Origin of the sequence: Roseibium sp. SCP14 (assembly GCF_040329475.1) — a bacterium.
Taxonomy (GTDB): Bacteria; Pseudomonadota; Alphaproteobacteria; order Rhizobiales; family Stappiaceae; genus Roseibium.
In genome coordinates this window covers 498,954-517,548 of sequence record NZ_JBDZYH010000003.1, presented here as the reverse complement: position 1 = coordinate 517,548, position 18,595 = coordinate 498,954, and the positions used below count along the sequence as shown (strand labels likewise).

Here is an 18,595-nt window from a genome sequence, read left to right as displayed (position 1 = left end):
CGAAGAGGGTTGGAAAGCACACTTTCATCTCCGGTCAGAACCGAAACCGCCCCGGCGAAGCTATTGCCGGGGCGGAAAACTGTCGGATTACATGTTCAAGGCGCGGCCATAGGCGTCCAGAACCGACTCTTTCATCATTTCGGAAAGCGTCGGATGCGGGAAGACCGTATGCATCAGGTCTTCCTCTGTTGTCTCCAGATTCATGGCCACCACGTAGCCCTGGATGAGTTCCGTCACTTCAGCACCGACCATATGCGCACCAAGCAATTGTCCGGTCTTGGCGTCGAAGATCGTCTTGATCATGCCATCAGGCTCACCAAGCGCGATGGCCTTGCCATTGCCGATGAACGGGAAGCGGCCGACTTTGACGTCATATCCGGCTTCCTTTGCCTTCGGTTCGGTAAGACCGACCGAAGCGACTTGCGGATTACAATAGGTACATCCCGGGATCATGGACTTGTCCATTGGATGGACCTCCTTGCCCGCGATTTTTTCAACGCAGATCACACCCTCATGCTCAGCCTTGTGCGCCAGCATTGGAGGACCGGCAACATCGCCGATGGCGTAGATGCCCGGAACATTGGTCCTACCGTAACCGTCGATCACAACGCACCCGCGGTCGGTTTTTACGCCGAGCGCTTCGAGGCCGAGACTTTCGATGTTGCCGACGACACCAACGGCCGAAATCAGCTTTTCTGCCGTCAGATCCTGTTTCTTGCCGTCCTTGGTTTCAACCGTTGCGGTAACACCGCCTGGACCTTTCTTGACTTGGGAGACCTTGGCATCAAGCAGGAATTTCATTCCCTGCTTTTCCATCATCTTCTTGGCCATACCGGAAATCTCCGGATCTTCGACCGGCATGATGTTCGGCATCATTTCAATGACAGTCACGTCGGCGCCCATCGTCTTGTAGAAAGACGCGAACTCGATGCCGATTGCGCCCGACCCCATCACGATCAGGGATTTCGGCATGGTTGGAGGGACCATGGCTTCGAAATATGTCCAGATGTCCTTGCCATCCGGCTCGATGCCCGGGATGACGCGCGGACGCGCACCGGTCGCCAGAATGATGTGCTTGGCCTTGTAGACGCCCTCGCCCTTGGTTCCCTTCGGAACCGGATGCTGAGGCTCCATGGCCTTTTTGGCAGTCTTCGAGACGGTGACTTCACCCACTTTGGTGACCTTGCCTTCACCCCAGATGACGTCGACCTTGTTCTTTTTCATCAGGAAGCCGATACCGGCATTCAACTGACCGGAAACGCCCCGAGAACGCTTGACCACGGCAGCGGGATCGAATGAGATTTTCTCCGCTGACAGACCATAGTCTTTGGCGTGCTGCATGTAGTGGTAGATCTCGGCGGAACGCAAAAGCGCCTTTGTCGGAATACAGCCCCAGTTGAGGCAAATACCGCCCATATGTTCGCGCTCGACAATAGCCGTTTTCAGGCCAAGCTGTGCGGCGCGGATTGCGGTAACGTAACCACCCGGCCCCGAGCCGATAATGATTACGTCGTAATTGGTGTCAGCCATGGTTTTTCCCCGGCGAAAGAAGTCATCAGTCGAAAACGGCGCGGCGTTGCCACCGCGCCGGAGAGCCTGCCTTAAACAAGCATGCTCATCGGGTTTTCGATGTAGCCCTTGAAGGCAGCGAGCAGTTCCGCGCCAAGCGCACCGTCCACACAGCGGTGGTCGGTGGAAAGCGTCACGGTCATGACCGTAGCAACCGCCAGTTCGCCATCCTTGACGACAGGCCGCTTTTCGCCTGCACCAACCGCCAGAATGGTCGCGTGCGGCGGGTTCACGACGGCAGAGAAACTCTTCACGCCCATCATGCCCATGTTGGAGACCGCGGTGGTTCCGCCCTGATACTCTTCAGGCTTCAGCTTGCGCTCTTTCGCGCGCTTGCCGTAATCCTTCATTTCGTTGGAGATGACAGAGAGAGACTTTTCCTCAGCACGGCGAATGATCGGCGTGATCAGACCACCGGGGATCGACACGGCGACACCAACATCGGCATGCTTGTGCATGACCATGTTCTCGTCCGTCCAGGATACGTTTGCATCCGGAACATCACGCAGTGCCAGAGCCAGTGCCTTGATCGTCATGTCATTGACCGACAGTTTGTAAGCCGGCTTGCCGTCCTTGTCCGTGGCAGCCGCCCCATTCAGCTGAGCACGCAACGCCAGAAGCGCGTCGAGTTCGCAATCCACGGAAACGTAGAAATGCGGGATGGTCTGCTTGGACTCGGTCAGACGCTTGGCGATGGTCTTGCGCATTCCGTCATGCGGCACGAGCTCGTAGCTGTCTTCGTCGAAGAGCTTGAGAACCTGATCCGAAGCAGGTCCCGTTGCCGGCGCAGCGGCAGCTTTCGGAGCTTCGGCCGCAGCCGGAGCTGCTTTTCCTGTTCCCGCAGCAAGCGCGCTCTCAATGTCACGCTTGACGATACGGCCGTGTGGTCCGGTGCCGGTAAGGGCTTTCAAGTCCAGACCATTCAACTGAGCCAGGCGACGCGCCAGCGGCGACGCGAATATGCGCGCCCCGTCAGCGGAAACCGGAGCCGGACCGGCAGGAGCCGGGGCTGCCGGTGCAGGTACCGAAGCGACTGCCTCAGCAGCAGGTGCCGCGGCTGCAGGTGCTGCGGCTGCAGGAGCAGCACCGGCACTGGTGTCGATCGCGCTCGCGTCTTCACCGTCTTCCAGAAGTACAGCAATCAGCTCGTTGACCTTGACACCTTCGGTGCCGGCAGGAACGACAATCTTGCCGACCTTACCTTCGTCAACTGCTTCAACTTCCATCGTTGCCTTGTCGGTTTCAATCTCGGCAATCACATCGCCAGCTGAAACCTGATCGCCTTCCTTGACCAGCCATTTGGCAAGGTTGCCCTCTTCCATGGTCGGGGAAAGGGCCGGCATGGTGATATTGATTGGCATGTCCGTCTCCCTCGCCTCAGGCTGTGTAGGTCACTGCTTTGACAGCTTCGATGACCTCCGGAACGCTCGGCAGAGCGAGTTTCTCCAGATTTGCAGCGTATGGCATCGGAACGTCCTTGCCCGTTACGCGCAGGATCGGGGCATCGAGATAATCAAAGGCCTGTTCCTGTACCTGGAAGGCAATCTCGGACGAGACCGAACACGTCGGGAAAGCTTCCTCAACCGTAACAACACGACCGGTCTTGCGTACGGACGCCAGAATCGTCTCGATGTCGAGCGGACGGATCGTGCGCAGATTGATGACCTCAGCAGAAATGCCCATCGCGGCCAGTTCTTCGGCAGCTTTCATCGTATAGGTCATGCCAATGCCCCAGGACACCAGAGTGACGTCAGTTCCGCCGCGCTCCACTTTCGCCTTGCCGATCGGCAGAACGAAATCGTCCATGTCCGGAATTTCGAACGAGTGCCCATAGAGGATCTCGTTTTCCAGGAAGATGACCGGGTTCGGGTCACGAATTGCAGCCTTCAGAAGACCTTTTGCGTCCGCAGCAGAATAAGGCTGGATCACCTTCAGACCCGGCACATGCGCAAACCAGGAGGCATAATCCTGCGAATGCTGAGCCGCCACGCGAGCCGCAGCACCGTTCGGACCGCGGAACACGATCGGAGCGCCCATCTGACCGCCGGACATGTAAAGCGTCTTGGCGGCGGAGTTGATGATATGATCCATCGCCTGCATGGCGAAGTTGAAGGTCATGAATTCAACGATCGGCTTGAGACCGGCCATTGCGGCACCAACACCGAGACCGGCAAAACCGTGTTCGGTGATCGGCGTATCGATGACGCGCTTGGCGCTGAATTCATCCAGAAGACCCTGGGTGATCTTGTAGGCACCCTGGTACTCGGCAACTTCCTCGCCCATGACGAAGACGTCGGCGTCACGGCGCATTTCTTCAGCCATGGCGTCGCGAAGTGCTTCGCGCACCGTCGAAGACTTCATGGCAGTGCCTGCCGGCACTTCAGGGTCCTCGACCGGTTCGGCAACGACAGGTGCAGCCGGTGCGGCAGGTGCCACCGGAGCGCTTGGCGCTTCGGCAACGGCCGGAGCCGGAGCAACAGCAGGCGCAGAGGCAGCTGCATTGATTGCGCTGGCATCTTCTCCATCGGCCAGAAGAACGGCAATCTTCTCGTTGACCTTGACGTTGTCGGTGCCTTCGGGAACCAGGATCTTGCCGAGCGTGCCCTCGTCGACAGCTTCGACTTCCATGGTTGCCTTGTCAGTTTCAATTTCGGCGATCACATCGCCAGCGGAAACGGTATCGCCTTCGGCTTTCACCCATTTAGAAAGCTTACCTTCTTCCATTGTCGGCGAGAGCGCCGGCATCAAAATGTCGATCGGCATGATATCCCCCGGCGTTAAAGCAAAATATCGGTGTAGAGTTCAGACGCATCCGGTTCCGGATCGGTCTGAGCAAATTCCGCCGCTTCCGCGACTTTGGCGCGAACGTCCTTGTCGATGGCCTTCAGGTCATCTTCAGACGCCCAGCCGTTGTCCAATAGACGCTTGCGGACCTGCTCGATCGGATCGTGCTCGGTGCGCATCTTCTGAACTTCGTCCTTGGAGCGGTATTTTGCCGGGTCGGACATGGAGTGACCGCGATAGCGGTAGGTGATCATTTCAAGGATGTAAGGGCCCTTGCCGTCACGGCACCATTTCAGCGCCTTTTCGGAAGCAGCCTTGACGGCGCGCACATCCATGCCGTCAACCTGCTCGCCCGGGATGCCGAACGAAGCACCGCGCTGGGAAAGATCAGTGGTCGCGGATGCGCGGGCGATGCTGGTGCCCATGCCGTATTTGTTGTTTTCGATCACGTATACGACCGGAAGCTTCCACAGCTCGGCCATGTTGAAGCTCTCGTAAACCTGGCCCTGGTTGGAAGCACCATCACCGAAGAAGGCCATCGCGACGTTTCCGTTCTCGCGGTACTTGTTGGCAAAACCCAGGCCGGTTCCGAGAGAAACCTGAGCACCCACGATACCGTGGCCACCATAGAAATGTTTCTCCTTGGAGAACATATGCATGGAACCGCCCTTACCTTTCGACAGGCCGCCGCGGCGCCCGGTGAGCTCCGCCATCACGCCCTTGGGGTCGAGATCCATAGCCAGCATATGGCCGTGATCGCGGTAGCCGGTGATCATCTGATCGCCGTCCTTCTTCGCCATCTGCATACCGACAACGACAGCTTCCTGCCCGATATACAAATGACAGAACCCGCCGATGAAGCCCATGCCGTACAATTGTCCGGCTTTTTCCTCAAATCGGCGGATCAGAAGCATTTCGCGGTATGCGTGAAATTCTTGGTCCTTGTTGAACTTGGCGATCGCAGGCCCGGCCTTCTTGGCGGAGCTGCGGGTCCGGCTGGTGCTCTTCGAGCTAGCGGAAGTGGTCTTTCTTGCTGCGGCCATAACCCTCTTCTCAGCGTGACGTTTCCCCTAAGACAGGTAGGAGCAACTTATCCTGTCGCCCCTGTCAATCCAATCCATGTATTTCGCATAGCAGAACTGCAATAAGCTCATAAACCTACAGGTAAATTTAGTTTTTAACTTAAATATTGTTAATTTGACGAAATGAACTGAAAATCAGTTCACGTCATAACGGTGCCCAGGGCGAAGCACCACCAGTTCATTGGAGTGAACCAGATTGAGATTGAGCCTTGCGCGCTCATCAAGCATGTCAGGGTCGAGGCTTTCGGGACGCAACAAACTGACACGGCCAACCAGCTCCTGACGTTCAGCCACCAGTTGTTCCAGCTCTGTTTCGAGCTCGGAAACCTGCCGCTCAATCATGGCGCGCCCCACCAAGCCGAGCTCACCGCTCATGGCATGAAACCCGAAGTAACCAAGCGCGGCAATGGCAATTGCCGGCGTGATCAGACGACGGAGAAAGGATTGCTTTCGCTGACGGGTAGCTGCTCGTGGCACTTTAGGACCTTAACACTGAACTCTTGGCCTCTTTATCGCAATACTATGAGGCCTTAGGTTTAATAGAGTCTTGAGAATGTCTCTCAAATGCGCGCAAATAGTGTCAACAACCGGAGTTCCACAGATGGACCGGTATGCTGCCGAGCGCGAGGAAATGGTCCAGCGGCAACTGCAAAGCCGCGGGATAAAAGACGGTCGTGTGCTCGACGCGATGCGCAAGGTTCCAAGGCATCTATTCGTTTCCAGAAACCAGGAGATCCGATCCTATTGGGATTGCCCGCTTGGCATTGGGTTGGGTCAAACGATTTCCCAGCCCTACATTGTCGCTCTGATGTGTGAAGCGCTGGAGCTGTCCGAAAACAGCGAGTGTCTGGAGATCGGCAGCGGCTCCGGCTACGCGGCGGCCGTGATGTCGGAGCTCTGCCGCCATGTCATCACCATTGAACGAATACCGGAACTGGCGGAACTTGCGAAAGCCAATCTGAAAAACGCAGGCTACTCGAATGTCGAAGTTCATTGCTCGGACGGCAGCCTCGGCCATTCACGCAAGGCACCCTATGACGCCATCGCTGTGGCAGCCGGAGCCCCTGCAATGCCGAAATCCCTCAAAGCTCAACTCAGGACAGGCGGCAGGTTGATCGTTCCTGTCGGCCGCAGTCATAACTATCAGGACCTGCTCCGAATCCGGCGATTATCAGACGATGATTTCCTGACCGAAAACCTCGGTGGTGTCGCCTTTGTTCCGCTAGTCGGCGAGGAAGGTTGGGTTGACCCAACTTGAGATGACACAAGAGGCAAACTCACTTCAAGCCGCAGCAAGCCGCGCCAATTTTGTCAGGATCGTCGCCGTTCCCTTCAGTCGCGAATCCGTCCTCTCCCAGTCACGCGTCAACACGACCCGCTGATCAGGGCGAATCTTGGCGAGCACGCCCTGTTCCGCAATGTAGGAAACCAGTCCCGCCGGATTAGAAAACTCGCTGTTGCGGAAACTGACGACCATGCCTTTCGGACCTGCATCCACCTTCTCAACGTTCGCCTTGCGGCAAAGTCCCTTGATGTAGACGATCTTGAGAAGGTGCTGGACTTCCTCCGGCAATGGTCCGAAACGGTCGATCAACTCCGCACCGAATGCATCGATTTCCTCTGCCTCGGTGACATCTCCCAAACGGCGGTAAAGCTGCAGTCGCAACTGAAGATCCGCGACGTAGTCTTCGGGGATCAGAACCGGTGTGCCGATGTTGATTTGCGGCGACCACTGTTCTTCGCCGAAATCGGCACCGCCATCCTTCAATTGCGCAACGGCTTCTTCCAGCATCTGCTGGTAGAGCTCGAACCCGACTTCCTTGATGTGACCGGATTGCTCCTCACCAAGCAGGTTCCCTGCCCCGCGAATATCAAGATCGTGGCTGGCCAGTTGGAAACCGGCACCAAGCGTCTCCAGGGATTGAAGCACCTTCAACCGCCGCTCCGCAGTTTGCGTCAACGTCTTGTTGGCCGGCACCGTGAACAACGCATAGGCGCGGGTTTTCGACCGGCCGACACGACCGCGGAGCTGATAGAGCTGTGCCAGGCCGAACATGTCCGCCCGGTGCACAATCAGGGTGTTCGCTGTGGGAATATCAAGGCCCGATTCGACGATCGTGGTTGAAAGCAAAACGTTGTATTTGCCTTCATAGAAAGCGTTCATCACGTCTTCCAGCTCGCTTGGAGGCATTTGCCCGTGAGCAACGGCAACTTTCAGTTCCGGGACGCTCTCTTCGAGGAATTCCTTTCGTTCCGCCAGATCCGAAAGACGCGGACAGACATAAAAACTCTGACCACCGCGATAGTGCTCGCGAAGCAGTGCTTCGCGCACGACCAGCGGATCAAATGGCGAAACGAAAGTACGCACCGCCAAACGGTCCACCGGAGGCGTTGCAATCAATGACAGTTCACGAACACCGGTCAACGCCAGCTGCAAAGTCCGCGGGATCGGCGTCGCCGACAGCGTGAGCACATGTACATCCGACTTAAGCTCCTTCAGACGCTCCTTGTGCTTGACGCCGAAATGCTGCTCCTCATCGATGATAAGCAGACCAAGGTCTCTGAACTGGATCGATTTGCCGAGCAGAGCGTGTGTTCCCACGACAATATCCACCGAGCCGTCCGCAACGCCCTTCTTTGTCTGGGTCAGCTCGCGCGTGGGCACGAGCCTGGAAGCATGCGCCACATTGATGGGCAGCCCGTGAAAACGCTCGGAAAAAGTCTTGAAATGCTGACGCGCCAGCAACGTTGTCGGAACGACAACAGCCACCTGGCGACCTGACATGGCAGCAATAAACGCTGCCCGCAATGCCACTTCGGTTTTGCCGAAACCGACGTCGCCACACACCAGACGATCCATCGGACGTCCCGAGGACAGATCTTCAAAGACGGAATCGATCGCGGTCAGCTGATCATCCGTTTCTTCATAAGGGAAACGTGTGGCGAACTCGTCATAGACCCCGTCCGGCGTATCCACGACTGGAGCAGTCTTGAGCGCTCGTTCCGCGGCTGTCTTGATCAGGCCGTCGGCAATCTCCAGAATGCGCTTCTTGAGCTTTGCCTTCCTTGCCTGCCATGCGCCACCGCCAAGTTTGTCGAGCTGCGCTTCCTGATCCTCAGATCCGTAGCGTGACAGCAGCTCGATGTTTTCCACCGGTAGATAGAGCTTGTCACCGCCAGCGTATTGCAGCTCAAGACAATCATGCGGAGCCCCAACGGCTTCGATGGTCTTCAGGCCGATGAAACGCCCGATCCCGTGTTCGACATGAACGACCAGGTCTCCCTCGGAAAGCCCCGTCGCCTCGGTGATGACATTGGCGCCTTTGGCCTTTCGCCGGGATTTGCGAACCAGACGATCGCCGAGAATGTCCTGTTCGCCAATAAAAGCGAGATCTCCGACCTCAAACCCGTGTTCTATGCCCAGCACGCAAAGCGCAGATGTCTTGGCCGGCAGGGTTTCGACATCCTTCAAGGTGTTGACTTCCTGGGTCGCCCCAAGCCCGTGATCGCTGATAATTTGTCCCAGACGGTCACGCGAACCGTCGGACCAGCATGCGATCACCGTCCGCTTTCCGTCTTTTTGAAGCTCGCGCACATGTGTCGTCAGCGCATCAAAGATATTGACGTCACCCGCCGCACGTTCTGCTGCAAAGCTTCGGCCTTGCTTTCCTGCCAGCTCAATAACCGTTTTGCCGGATCCCGGCGGCGGCGTGAAGGCATCCAGAGATGCACTCGCCCTGTCGGCTATTGCTGCGGTCCATTCATTTTCGGAGAAATAGAGCTTTTCCGGCTCTACGGGCATGTAGGGGACTGTGCCAGCGGTTGTTCCCATTTCCCGCGCATCCTGGCGGGCCTTGTAATGTTCGTTGACCTGGTCGATCCGCTCACGCACAGCATCCGCCGCACTGGTATCCAGTACCAGAGGCGTCTCGCCGATATAGTCGAAGAGCGTCTCGAGCCGCTCGTGAAACAATGGCAGCCAATGTTCCATTCCGGCATAGCGCCGGCCGTCACTGATCGACTGATAGAGCACATCTTCCCTGCTGGCGGCTCCAAAGGTTGCAAGATAGGACCTGCGGAAACGGGAAATTGCCTCTTCGGACAGAACGACTTCGCTCATGGGCACGAGATCAAGCCGTTTCAACTGCTTGGAAGTCCGCTGCGTTTCAGCATTGAAAGAACGGATCGATTCCAGGGTGTCACCGAAAAAATCCAGTCTCACCGGCTCGTCGGCCCCTGGGGCATAAAGGTCGACGATCCCGCCCCTGACCGCATATTCTCCGGTTTCCCGAACGGTTGGAGTGCGGGAAAAACCATTCATTTCCAGCCAGTTGGAAATAGCGGCCATATCCACCTGATTACCCGGTGCCATGGAAAAGGTCTGCTCGGCCATGAATGACCGTTCCGGAACGCGTTGAACCGCTGCATTCAAAGTGGTCAGCAGAACTGTTTTCCTGCCTTCCTGGATGCCGCGCGCAAGCTGGCCGAGCGCAAGCAAACGACGCGCGCTTATCGCAGAATTTGGAGACACACGGTCATATGGAAGACAGTCCCAGGCGGGCAGCTGCAGGATTTCGATGTCCGGATCAAAAAACGCAAGCGCTTCGCTGACCATGGCCATGCGCGTCGCGTCTCTGGCAACAAACACCAGCGCAAGACCCGGCGCATCACTTTCATCCAGTATCTTGGCAAGAGCATAGCTCTCGGCACCGTCAGGTACTCCGGCCAGCGTAACATTGGCCCGGTCATTCAGCAGGCTGTCAAACACAGCGACCCGTCCTTATAGAATTATTTGGCAAATCCGGCCGGGCCGGACGCTTCGTGATAGGCGATAATCTTTCGGTAAAGCGGTCCGTCCCACTCTTCAGGCAACGGCTTCCGACCGGTCATCCAGGCATACAAGTCCTGATCATGGGCAGTCAGAAGATGCTCAAGTTCCAAAAGCTCTTCTTCCGAAAGGCGGTCGATTTGCGCATTCGCAAAGCCGCCTAAAAGAAGATCCATCTCCTTCATGCCACGGTGCCAGCACCGGAACAGGATCTTCTTCAACCGGGGATCTCTGTGGTCTTCTGACAAGTCGGGATTGGTCTCGGAACTTTCTGACATGGAAGGCCTATACGCATGCGTTTTAGCCGACTGTGCACGGGAGACGTTTTTATCTCGACAGGCAAGTCGGCTCTTGATGATTTCGGAAATCTATATAACGCCCCGTTGCTTTCTTGTCAGCGCCTCTCGGCACATTCATGTCAATTCAAACAGAAATTTGTTCACTAATTGTTCCCCATGTTGCGTATACGCTGAAATTCATGGCAAAACTGTTTTGTTCTTCGTTCTCTATCCGGCAAAAATAGGTTTCATAAAGCAGATATGCGCCCCCCGGTCCTTGATCCCCTGTTTGCTCCCGTTTCCACTCTGCCCGGGATTGGACCGAAAATAGCTAAACTGGTCGCAGGATTGGTCGGTGGCCAGCCCAACAGGGAGGCAACCGTTGCCGATCTGTTGTTTCATATTCCACATAGCCTCATAGACCGTCGGCACAAGCCCGGCATCGCCTATTCGGAAAATGGCGACATCGTTACACTGGATGTCATCATTGGACGGCATATGGCGCCTCCCCGGCACTCAAAGGCGCCCTATAAAATTATGGCGCACGACGATACCGGTCAGATCACATTCGTGTTTTTCCACGCCCGCCGCGACTGGCTTGAAAAAACGTTTCCGGAAGGCGAACGGCGCATCGTCTCAGGCAAGGTGGAGTGGTTCAACGACCGCCCGCAGATGGTCCATCCGGACTATTCCCTGAAGCCGGAAGAAGCAGCTCAGATGCCGGCCATCGAGCCTGTATACCCGTTGACCGCCGGGCTCGCCTCCAAAACCTTGCAAAAGGCGATGAAGGCAGCGCTGGAAAAACTGCCGGTGTTTCCCGAATGGCTGAATGAAGCGTACTTACAGAAAACCGGATGGCCGGACTTTTCCGAAGCGCTACGAACTCTGCACGCACCCAGGGAAAGAGAGGACCTCGAGCCTCAATCGCCCTACATGCAACGCCTCGCCTATGACGAACTGCTTGCCAGCCAGCTAGCCCTTGCCATGGTACGTGCAAACATGCGCACTCTGGGCGGTATCTCCCGAACCCCAAGCGGCACCTTGCAGAAGGCTGTGATCAACGCCCTCCCCTTTGAATTGACCGCCAGTCAGGCAACTGCGATCAAGGAAATCAACGAGGATCTCGCGGAACCCACTCGCATGCTACGTCTTTTGCAGGGCGATGTTGGCGCGGGCAAAACTGTTGTCGCCCTCGCGACACTCGCACAGGTCATTGAAACGGGTGCTCAGGGAGCTCTGATGGCACCGACTGAAATTCTTGCTCGCCAGCACTATGCTTCCATACTTCCGCTTTGCGAAAAGGCCGGCATTCGCCTCGCGCTTATGACAGGCAAAGATACCCAAAAGGAAAGGCGTGCTCGCCAGGAACAACTGGATGCCGGAGAGATCGATCTTGTGGTCGGTACACACGCCCTCTTTCAAGGATCCGTGACGTTCAAGAACCTCGGCATGGTCGTGGTCGATGAACAACACAGGTTCGGGGTTCACCAGCGTCTGGCTTTGTCGGGCAAGGGACAGGGCGTCGACGTACTTGTCATGACGGCAACCCCCATTCCACGAACACTGGTGCTGACCTGCTTTGGAGACATGGACGTGTCACGCCTGACAGATAAGCCCGCTGGCAGGAAACCGATCAAGACCGTTTCTGTTTCACTCGACCGACTGGACGAAATCATTGGCCGGGTCGGCTCTGCAATTGCTAATGGGCAGAAGGTCTATTGGGTTTGTCCGCTGGTGGAAGAATCTGAAAAAATAGATCTGGCTGCGGTCGAGGACCGGCATCGGGTTCTCGAACACGCGCTTCGTCAACGTGTTTCCCTCGTTCACGGACGCATGAGCGCAGAGGAAAAAGACGCGGCCATGTCGGATTTCAAGTCGGGACTGACGAAAGTGCTTGTCGCCACCACGGTCATCGAAGTTGGTGTCGACGTGCCCGACGCAACGATCATCGTGATCGAGCATGCCGAGCGTTTCGGACTGGCGCAACTCCATCAGCTCAGAGGCCGTGTCGGGCGTGGCGACAAACCCTCTTCTTGCGTTCTGCTCTACAAGGGACCTTTGGGAGAGACCGCAGGTGCGCGGCTCAACATCATGCGTGAAACCAATGACGGCTTCCTGATCGCCGAAGAAGACCTGAAACTGCGCGGTGGCGGCGAAATTCTCGGAACCCGTCAGTCCGGTACACCCGGTTTCCGGATCGCTCGCGCAGATGAACACGCCGATCTGATGGAAGTGGCCCGAGATGACGCCCGCTTGATTCTGGAAACGGACCCCGAACTCAAATCCAAACGCGGCGAAGCCCTGCGCTGTCTGCTGTATCTGTTCGGCAGAGACGCCGCGATCCGGTTGCTGCGTGCCGGTTGATCAGGCCTGTTCCCGCTTCCGGATACGCTCCAGCTTCTCCGGTTCGGCAATCACGTCTTCCAGAATGTCCGGAAGATCCGGACTGACGAGTCCGGCCGAAATGACAAGCTTCGCTGCCTCTTCAACGGTCATTGAGAGTTCGACAATATCTTCTTTCGGCACGAAAAGCAGGAATCCCGAGGTCGGATTAGGAGTCGTGGGCAGAAAGACGGAGACCGTCTGAGCCGTATCTTTCAAACGCTTTGCAACCTCGCCTTTGGTTTCCGTCGAAATAAAAACGATCGCCCAAAGACCGCGGCGCGGGTATTCAACAAGGGCAGCTTTGGTGAAACTGTTTCCTCGTTCATCAAGCACTGTCTCAAATATTTGCTTCAAGCCACTGTAAATATTACGAACAAGCGGCATTCGACCAACAATATTTTCTCCCACCGAAATCAGACTGCGGCCAAGAAAGTTCGCAGCCAGAAAACCGACGATCGTCAAAACGAAGATAGCGACAATCAACCCGAAACCAGGAATCGGAAACGGCAGATACGTGTCCGGGTTGTACACTTTGGGAACAAACGGCTTCACCCACCCATCGACCCACTTGATAAAAGTCCAGGTCAGCCAAAGAGTGATACCGATCGGCCCGGTAATCACCAGGCCGGTCAAAAAGTAGTTTCGCAAACGCGTTGCCGCACCAGGCCTATGGCCTATGATGTGCGTGTCTTCTGATTTATGTTTATGCCGGCTCATGGGCGAAATCTGCTCGAAGTCCCTATGTGTGCTTGTCTTTCACGTAACCCGTACTTAGATAGTCATCTTTATCGCAGCACGGTATCCTTCGTGTGAACTATTTTCAGCGGTATACCCGAAAAATGCCGGATTCGGAGGCAGTTTTGCGGCGGACCACATTCAAAATTCTGGGAACCGGCTGTGTTGGAGTTGGAATAGTCGGCGCTTTCCTGCCGCTTCTCCCCAGTACTATTTTCTTCATTATGGCAGCAGCTTGCTTTGCCAGGTCGTCACCGGCTCTCGAAGCCAGAATTCTGAGCCACCCTGTTTTCGGACCGCCGGTGATTGCCTGGCGTGAACACGGCGCCATCTCGCCTAGGTCCAAGATGATCGCACTTGCGGGCATGGCACTTGGCTACGGCCTGTTCCTCTATTCCGCTGATCCGGACTTATGGCTGGCGATTGTCGTTGCCGCCGTCATGATGGGATGCGCAACCTACGTTGTGACCCGACCATCAGGAGCTGCCAAAAATCTGGCTGAATGATAGCAATTAGTCTCGATGACCAACGTGCATCGAACGCAGCAACGGGTTCTCGAACGACTTTTTTGGGGACCGGAAGGCGAAGCTGTTCCTGGGAGTCTCGGAGTTCTCTTCAAGTATCAGGGATCAGTCTCTTGCCCAGTGGCACTGCCGCTTCGGGAGAAAATCCGAGCTGCTGGTAAAACTCCATCACGGCTTCATTACCCTGCCGGACGAACAGGTTGATCTTGGGGCAGCCTAGTTCAAGAAGAAACTCTTCACAATGTTTCATCAGGAACTTGCCCAGACCCTTGCCTTGGCAATTCGGATCGATACTCAGGTAATAAATCGAGCCGCGATGCCCATCATAGCTCACCATGACCGAACCAATGACGGTTTCGTTTTCCAGCAAAACGAAAAACCCACCATTCCTGTCGGTCAGTTTTCGATCGATATCCTTGTCAGGATCGTTCCAGGGTCTCGTCATACCGCACCTTTCCCAGAGCGAAATGACACCGTTCCGGTGGGTTTCTTCGAACTCACTGATCGTTGGGTTTTCTATGCCGGTCAAACTTGCTCTACCTGTTTCCAAATTCCGCCTCGCTCTCAAGCTGCGGTGAACCGATACCTTCCACTACATTTCACTGAGAATATGGCTTCTTCGTTTCGCTGGTTTACCGCAGATAGTCCGTTTTCAACAATGCTTCTTGCATGGATTGGATCAGAACCGAAAACCCAGTCAACCCATCCACCACATCTGCGGGATCAAACGAAGCTACGGGTTGGGTGTACCTGATCTTGCGAAAACAACCATGCAACACACCTATACTGGCAGTCGTGACCGTATGTGCGGTTTCTTTTGAAGTTACGAAATACACTGCGCTGTCGGCGAAACCGGAACTGTCGTAATACGCGCGAGGAACCAGATTGGCGTCATCGAAATGAAGCGGATCGCCGGCCTTTCATCGCGAAGGTTCAAAGGACTTGAAGTCCGGAATCTTACATTCGGCAATTGCGGGCACAGCAGAGACCATCACCAGCAAAGCCAGCACACACGCGCTCAATGAGATTCTCAAAGCGGCCTCCTCTGCAGTCAATCCTTCCACCAGCGGTGAAAGAACAGACCATGTTGCGAGAAGAAAGACCTTATTCCACCGTTACGGACTTCGCCAGATTGCGCGGCTGATCAACATCCGTCCCCATGAACACTGCCGTGTGATACGCAATCATCTGCACCGGAAGTGCATAGATGATCGGGGCAACCATGTCGGACATTTCCGGCAGAATAACCGTGTTCTGCGCAGCACCACCGCTTTCAGCAGCGCCTCGTTCATCGGTGATGAGAACAATTCTTCCGCCGCGTGCCGCAACTTCCTGCATGTTCGAGACGGTTTTTTCGTAGATTGCATCGAAAGGTGCAATCACGAACACCGGCATGTTTTCATCCACAAGAGCAATCGGGCCGTGCTTCAGTTCACCAGCCGCATAGCCTTCGGCGTGGATGTATGAGAGTTCCTTGAGTTTCAAGGCTCCTTCCAAAGCGAGCGGAAAACTTGTCGACCGCCCGAGATAAAGCGCGTTGTTTGCCTTTGAAAGAGGCTGGGAAAGCTTTTCGATTTCGCTTTCAGCGGCAAGCGCTTTGAGAGCAAGACTGGGCACCTCAGTCAACTCGGAAACCAGCTGCTGTTCGCGTTCGGCGCTCAACACACCTCTTTCACGGCCGGCCTGAAGAGCAAGCGCTGCCAGTACCGCCAATTGGCACGTAAAGGCCTTCGTGGACGCCACGCCGATTTCCGGACCGGCAATCGTCGGAAAGATTATGTCGGCTTCACGCGCAATCGTGCTTTCCGGCACGTTGACTATTGCTCCGATAGCGGCGCCGTGTTCCTTGCAGTAGCGCAAGGAAGCGAGCGTATCCGCCGTTTCTCCGGACTGGGAAATGAAGAGCGCTGCATCGCGGTCGCTGACCGGTGTTTCCCGATAGCGAAATTCGCTTGCAATATCGATTTCAACCGGCAACCGCGCATATTTTTCGAACCAGTACTTGGACACCAGACCGGCTAGATAGGCAGTTCCACATGCCGTGATGATCAGCCTCGACAAGTCCTTGAATTTCAGCTGCTCGGAACCAGCCACTTTGGCCTGGTTGCTGCCGTAATCGAAATATCTTGAAAGTGTATGGCCAAGGACTTCTGGCTGTTCGTGAATTTCCTTTGCCATGAAGTGCTTGTAATTGCCCTTGTCCATCAGACTTGAGGTCACCGAAGACTTGGCCTCCGGACGGGTCACCGGTTCATTGTCGAGATCATAGACCTGGACGCTCGAACGGGTCAGAACGGCCCAGTCCCCCTCTTCCAGGTAGGTGATCCGGTCGGTAAACGGTGACAGTGCAATGGCGTCCGAGCCAAAGAACATCTCCCCTTCACCATGACCGATCGCCAGGGGCGACCCTTTTCTGGCACCTATAAGGAGGTCCTCTTCCCCTTCAAAAAGAAGCGCCAGGGCAAAAGCCCCCTTCAGTCGCGGAAGCACTTCAGAAACAGCATCTCGAGGTGAGCGGCCATTGGACAGCGCCAGGTTCACCAGATGAGCAACCACCTCGGTATCGGTTTCCGTATCCAGAACCGCGCCCGTTGAAACAATCTCGTCTCGCAGCTCGAGGTAATTTTCAATGATGCCGTTGTGAACAACAGCTACGGAACCGGCAACATGGGGATGAGCATTGGCAACCGTTGGAGCTCCATGGGTCGCCCATCTCGTATGTCCGATACCGCTCGTGCCAGCCAGTGGAGACTTCTCCAGCGCAGCTTCAAGATTTCGAAGTTTACCCTCGGCTCTACGCCTGAGGAGCGAACCGTTGGAAAGCGTCGCTACGCCAGCGGAATCGTAGCCGCGATATTCAAGCCGCTTGAGAGAATCCACGATACGTGGTGCAGCCTGTACTCGCCCCAAGACCCCAACAATTCCGCACATAGAAAATGCCCTTTAGAGAATAACCCATTAGACGCCCTGCTTTAGACGACAGTGGCCTATCAACTGAAATCAATCCCTGTTTCAGAAAATAACAAGGGACAGAAGACCTAGCTGGTCTCAGGATTTGGCATCCTTGGCCGCCTGCAGTTTTTCTCGCAACTGCTTGGCTTTGCCATTTTTCACAACCTGCCTGCTTCGCCCGAACGCCATCGAATCTCGTTGCACATCGTCGGTGATTGTGCTGCCCGCAGCCACAAAAGCACCATTACCGAGCTTGACCGGTGCAACGAGCGTAGAGTTCGACCCGACGAAACTGCCCGCACCGATTTCCGTGCGATGTTTCAGATAACCATCATAGTTGCAGGTAATGGTCCCGGCACCGATGTTGGACTTTGACCCGACGCTGGCATCACCGATGTAACTCAGGTGATTGGCCTTGGCTCCTGCCCCGAATGTCGCATTTTTCACTTCGACAAAATTGCCGACACGCGTGTCCGCGCCTAGAACAGCTCCGGGGCGAAGTCTGGCATAAGGTCCTACGACGCTTCCAACGCCGACAGTCGCACCTTCGAGATGGCTGAACGCTCGAATTTTTGCCCGTTGAGAAACCTTCACTCCAAGCCCGAACACGACATTCTGCTCAACAACGACATCTGACTCGAGCTCAGTGTCATGGGAGAAGAAAACCGTTTGGGGAGCCAACAGAGAACAACCTTTTTCCAGGGCTGTAATCCGCATACGATTTTGAAAATCGGCTTCACAGGATGCGAGTTGAGCCCGCGTGTTGACGCCTTGTGTCTCAACCTCGCTACCCGCCACCGCAATAACTTTCAGACCGCGTTCATTCGCGATTTCCACGGCATCTGTGAGGTAGTATTCTCCCTTGGCATTGTCGTTCCCAATTGCCTCGAACAGCGAAAGAGCGTGCTTGCCGGAAAATCCCATGATGCCTGAGTTGCAAAGTCTTATCTTCCGTTCTTCATCGGAAGCATCCCGCTCTTCGCGGATCGCGACGAGACGCCCATTTTCAATGAGCAATCGGCCATAACCGAACGGCTTCTCGGTTTCGAACCCGAGCACGACCAGATCTGCACCGTTTTGCAGGCCTTGTCGCACCTTGCTGATGGTCTGAGGTGTCACCAACGGAGTATCGCCAAACAGCACGAGAACATCGTCAGCTTCGAACTCAAGCGCTGGTTTGGCAGCCAAGGCTGCATGCGCGGTGCCCAATCGATCATGTTGAACATAACAGCGAGCATGCGAAGCAAGTTTGTAGACCAAAGCTTCAAGCTCCGGCATTTCGGGACCTGTCACGACAGAAACCCGCTCGGAGCCGGCCTCCCGCAGTGCCTTCAACACGTGCCCTACCAAAGGAAGTCCTCCGACTTCATGCATAACCTTCGGCAAGTCCGATTTCATTCGGGTACCAAGACCTGCGGCGAGTATGATGGATAGGCAAGAACGCGATGTCATGAAGTG

14 protein-coding genes are annotated in these 18,595 nt (G+C 55.6%); 3 read left to right on the top strand and 11 right to left on the bottom strand.

Going from position 1 to position 18,595, the window contains the following annotated elements; translation table 11 throughout:
- Nucleotides 1-87 precede the first annotated feature (87 nt).
- The 5 genes from lpdA to ABLQ08_RS14980 form a co-directional block, all read right to left on the bottom strand.
- Nucleotides 88-1,530: a dihydrolipoyl dehydrogenase gene (gene lpdA / locus ABLQ08_RS15000; protein WP_352943684.1), complete on the bottom strand. Its 1,443-nt coding sequence runs from the start codon at nucleotides 1,528-1,530 to the stop codon at nucleotides 88-90.
- Between the two features lie 71 nt (nucleotides 1,531-1,601).
- Nucleotides 1,602-2,930: a pyruvate dehydrogenase complex dihydrolipoamide acetyltransferase gene (locus ABLQ08_RS14995; protein WP_352943682.1), complete on the bottom strand. Its 1,329-nt coding sequence runs from the start codon at nucleotides 2,928-2,930 to the stop codon at nucleotides 1,602-1,604.
- Nucleotides 2,931-2,946: 16 nt separating this feature from the next.
- Entirely contained in the window at nucleotides 2,947-4,332 is a 1,386-nt protein-coding gene (locus ABLQ08_RS14990) for a pyruvate dehydrogenase complex E1 component subunit beta (RefSeq protein ID WP_352943680.1), read from the bottom strand.
- A gap of 14 nt (nucleotides 4,333-4,346) precedes the next feature.
- On the bottom strand, nucleotides 4,347-5,396 hold the full coding sequence (gene pdhA, locus ABLQ08_RS14985) for a pyruvate dehydrogenase (acetyl-transferring) E1 component subunit alpha (RefSeq protein ID WP_352943678.1): 1,050 nt from the start codon (nucleotides 5,394-5,396) through the stop codon (nucleotides 4,347-4,349).
- A gap of 174 nt (nucleotides 5,397-5,570) precedes the next feature.
- Nucleotides 5,571-5,912: an FtsB family cell division protein gene (locus ABLQ08_RS14980; protein ID WP_352943676.1), complete on the bottom strand. Its 342-nt coding sequence runs from the start codon at nucleotides 5,910-5,912 to the stop codon at nucleotides 5,571-5,573.
- A 124-nt stretch (nucleotides 5,913-6,036) separates the two neighbouring features.
- Between ABLQ08_RS14980 and ABLQ08_RS14975 the strand changes: the two genes are divergently transcribed.
- Nucleotides 6,037-6,693: a protein-L-isoaspartate(D-aspartate) O-methyltransferase gene (locus ABLQ08_RS14975; RefSeq protein WP_352943675.1), complete on the top strand. Its 657-nt coding sequence runs from the start codon at nucleotides 6,037-6,039 to the stop codon at nucleotides 6,691-6,693.
- A gap of 24 nt (nucleotides 6,694-6,717) precedes the next feature.
- On the opposite strand, the gene mfd is transcribed toward ABLQ08_RS14975, so the two are convergent.
- Nucleotides 6,718-10,203, bottom strand: a complete 3,486-nt coding sequence (gene mfd / locus ABLQ08_RS14970; protein WP_352943673.1) for a transcription-repair coupling factor — start codon at nucleotides 10,201-10,203, stop codon at nucleotides 6,718-6,720.
- A gap of 20 nt (nucleotides 10,204-10,223) precedes the next feature.
- Entirely contained in the window at nucleotides 10,224-10,541 is a 318-nt protein-coding gene (locus ABLQ08_RS14965; RefSeq protein ID WP_352943672.1) for a succinate dehydrogenase assembly factor 2, read from the bottom strand.
- Nucleotides 10,542-10,802: 261 nt separating this feature from the next.
- On the opposite strand from ABLQ08_RS14965, the gene recG reads away from it, so the two are divergent.
- Nucleotides 10,803-12,905 carry an ATP-dependent DNA helicase RecG gene (gene recG / locus ABLQ08_RS14960; RefSeq protein ID WP_352943670.1) on the top strand — a complete coding sequence of 701 codons (2,103 nt, stop codon included), beginning with the start codon at nucleotides 10,803-10,805 and terminating at the stop codon, nucleotides 12,903-12,905.
- On the opposite strand, the gene ABLQ08_RS14955 is transcribed toward recG, so the two are convergent.
- Entirely contained in the window at nucleotides 12,906-13,643 is a 738-nt protein-coding gene (locus tag ABLQ08_RS14955) for a DUF502 domain-containing protein (protein WP_352943668.1), read from the bottom strand.
- Between the two features lie 143 nt (nucleotides 13,644-13,786).
- Between ABLQ08_RS14955 and ABLQ08_RS14950 the strand changes: the two genes are divergently transcribed.
- The gene (locus tag ABLQ08_RS14950) at nucleotides 13,787-14,167 is read left to right on the top strand and encodes a YbaN family protein (RefSeq protein WP_352943666.1); all 381 of its coding nucleotides are present in this window, start codon (nucleotides 13,787-13,789) and stop codon (nucleotides 14,165-14,167) included.
- Nucleotides 14,168-14,276: 109 nt separating this feature from the next.
- Here ABLQ08_RS14950 and ABLQ08_RS14945 read toward each other — a convergent pair whose 3' ends face one another.
- From ABLQ08_RS14945 to glmU, 3 genes are all read right to left on the bottom strand, one after another.
- Nucleotides 14,277-14,714, bottom strand: a complete 438-nt coding sequence (locus ABLQ08_RS14945) for a GNAT family acetyltransferase (RefSeq protein WP_352943664.1) — start codon at nucleotides 14,712-14,714, stop codon at nucleotides 14,277-14,279.
- 575 nt (nucleotides 14,715-15,289) lie between these two features.
- The gene (glmS, locus tag ABLQ08_RS14940) at nucleotides 15,290-17,116 is read right to left on the bottom strand and encodes a glutamine--fructose-6-phosphate transaminase (isomerizing) (RefSeq protein ID WP_352943662.1); all 1,827 of its coding nucleotides are present in this window, start codon (nucleotides 17,114-17,116) and stop codon (nucleotides 15,290-15,292) included.
- Nucleotides 17,117-17,233: 117 nt separating this feature from the next.
- Nucleotides 17,234-18,589 (bottom strand): bifunctional UDP-N-acetylglucosamine diphosphorylase/glucosamine-1-phosphate N-acetyltransferase GlmU, encoded by a 1,356-nt coding sequence (gene glmU, locus ABLQ08_RS14935; RefSeq protein ID WP_352943660.1) that lies wholly within the window; start codon nucleotides 18,587-18,589, stop codon nucleotides 17,234-17,236.
- Nucleotides 18,590-18,595: the final 6 nt, after the last annotated feature.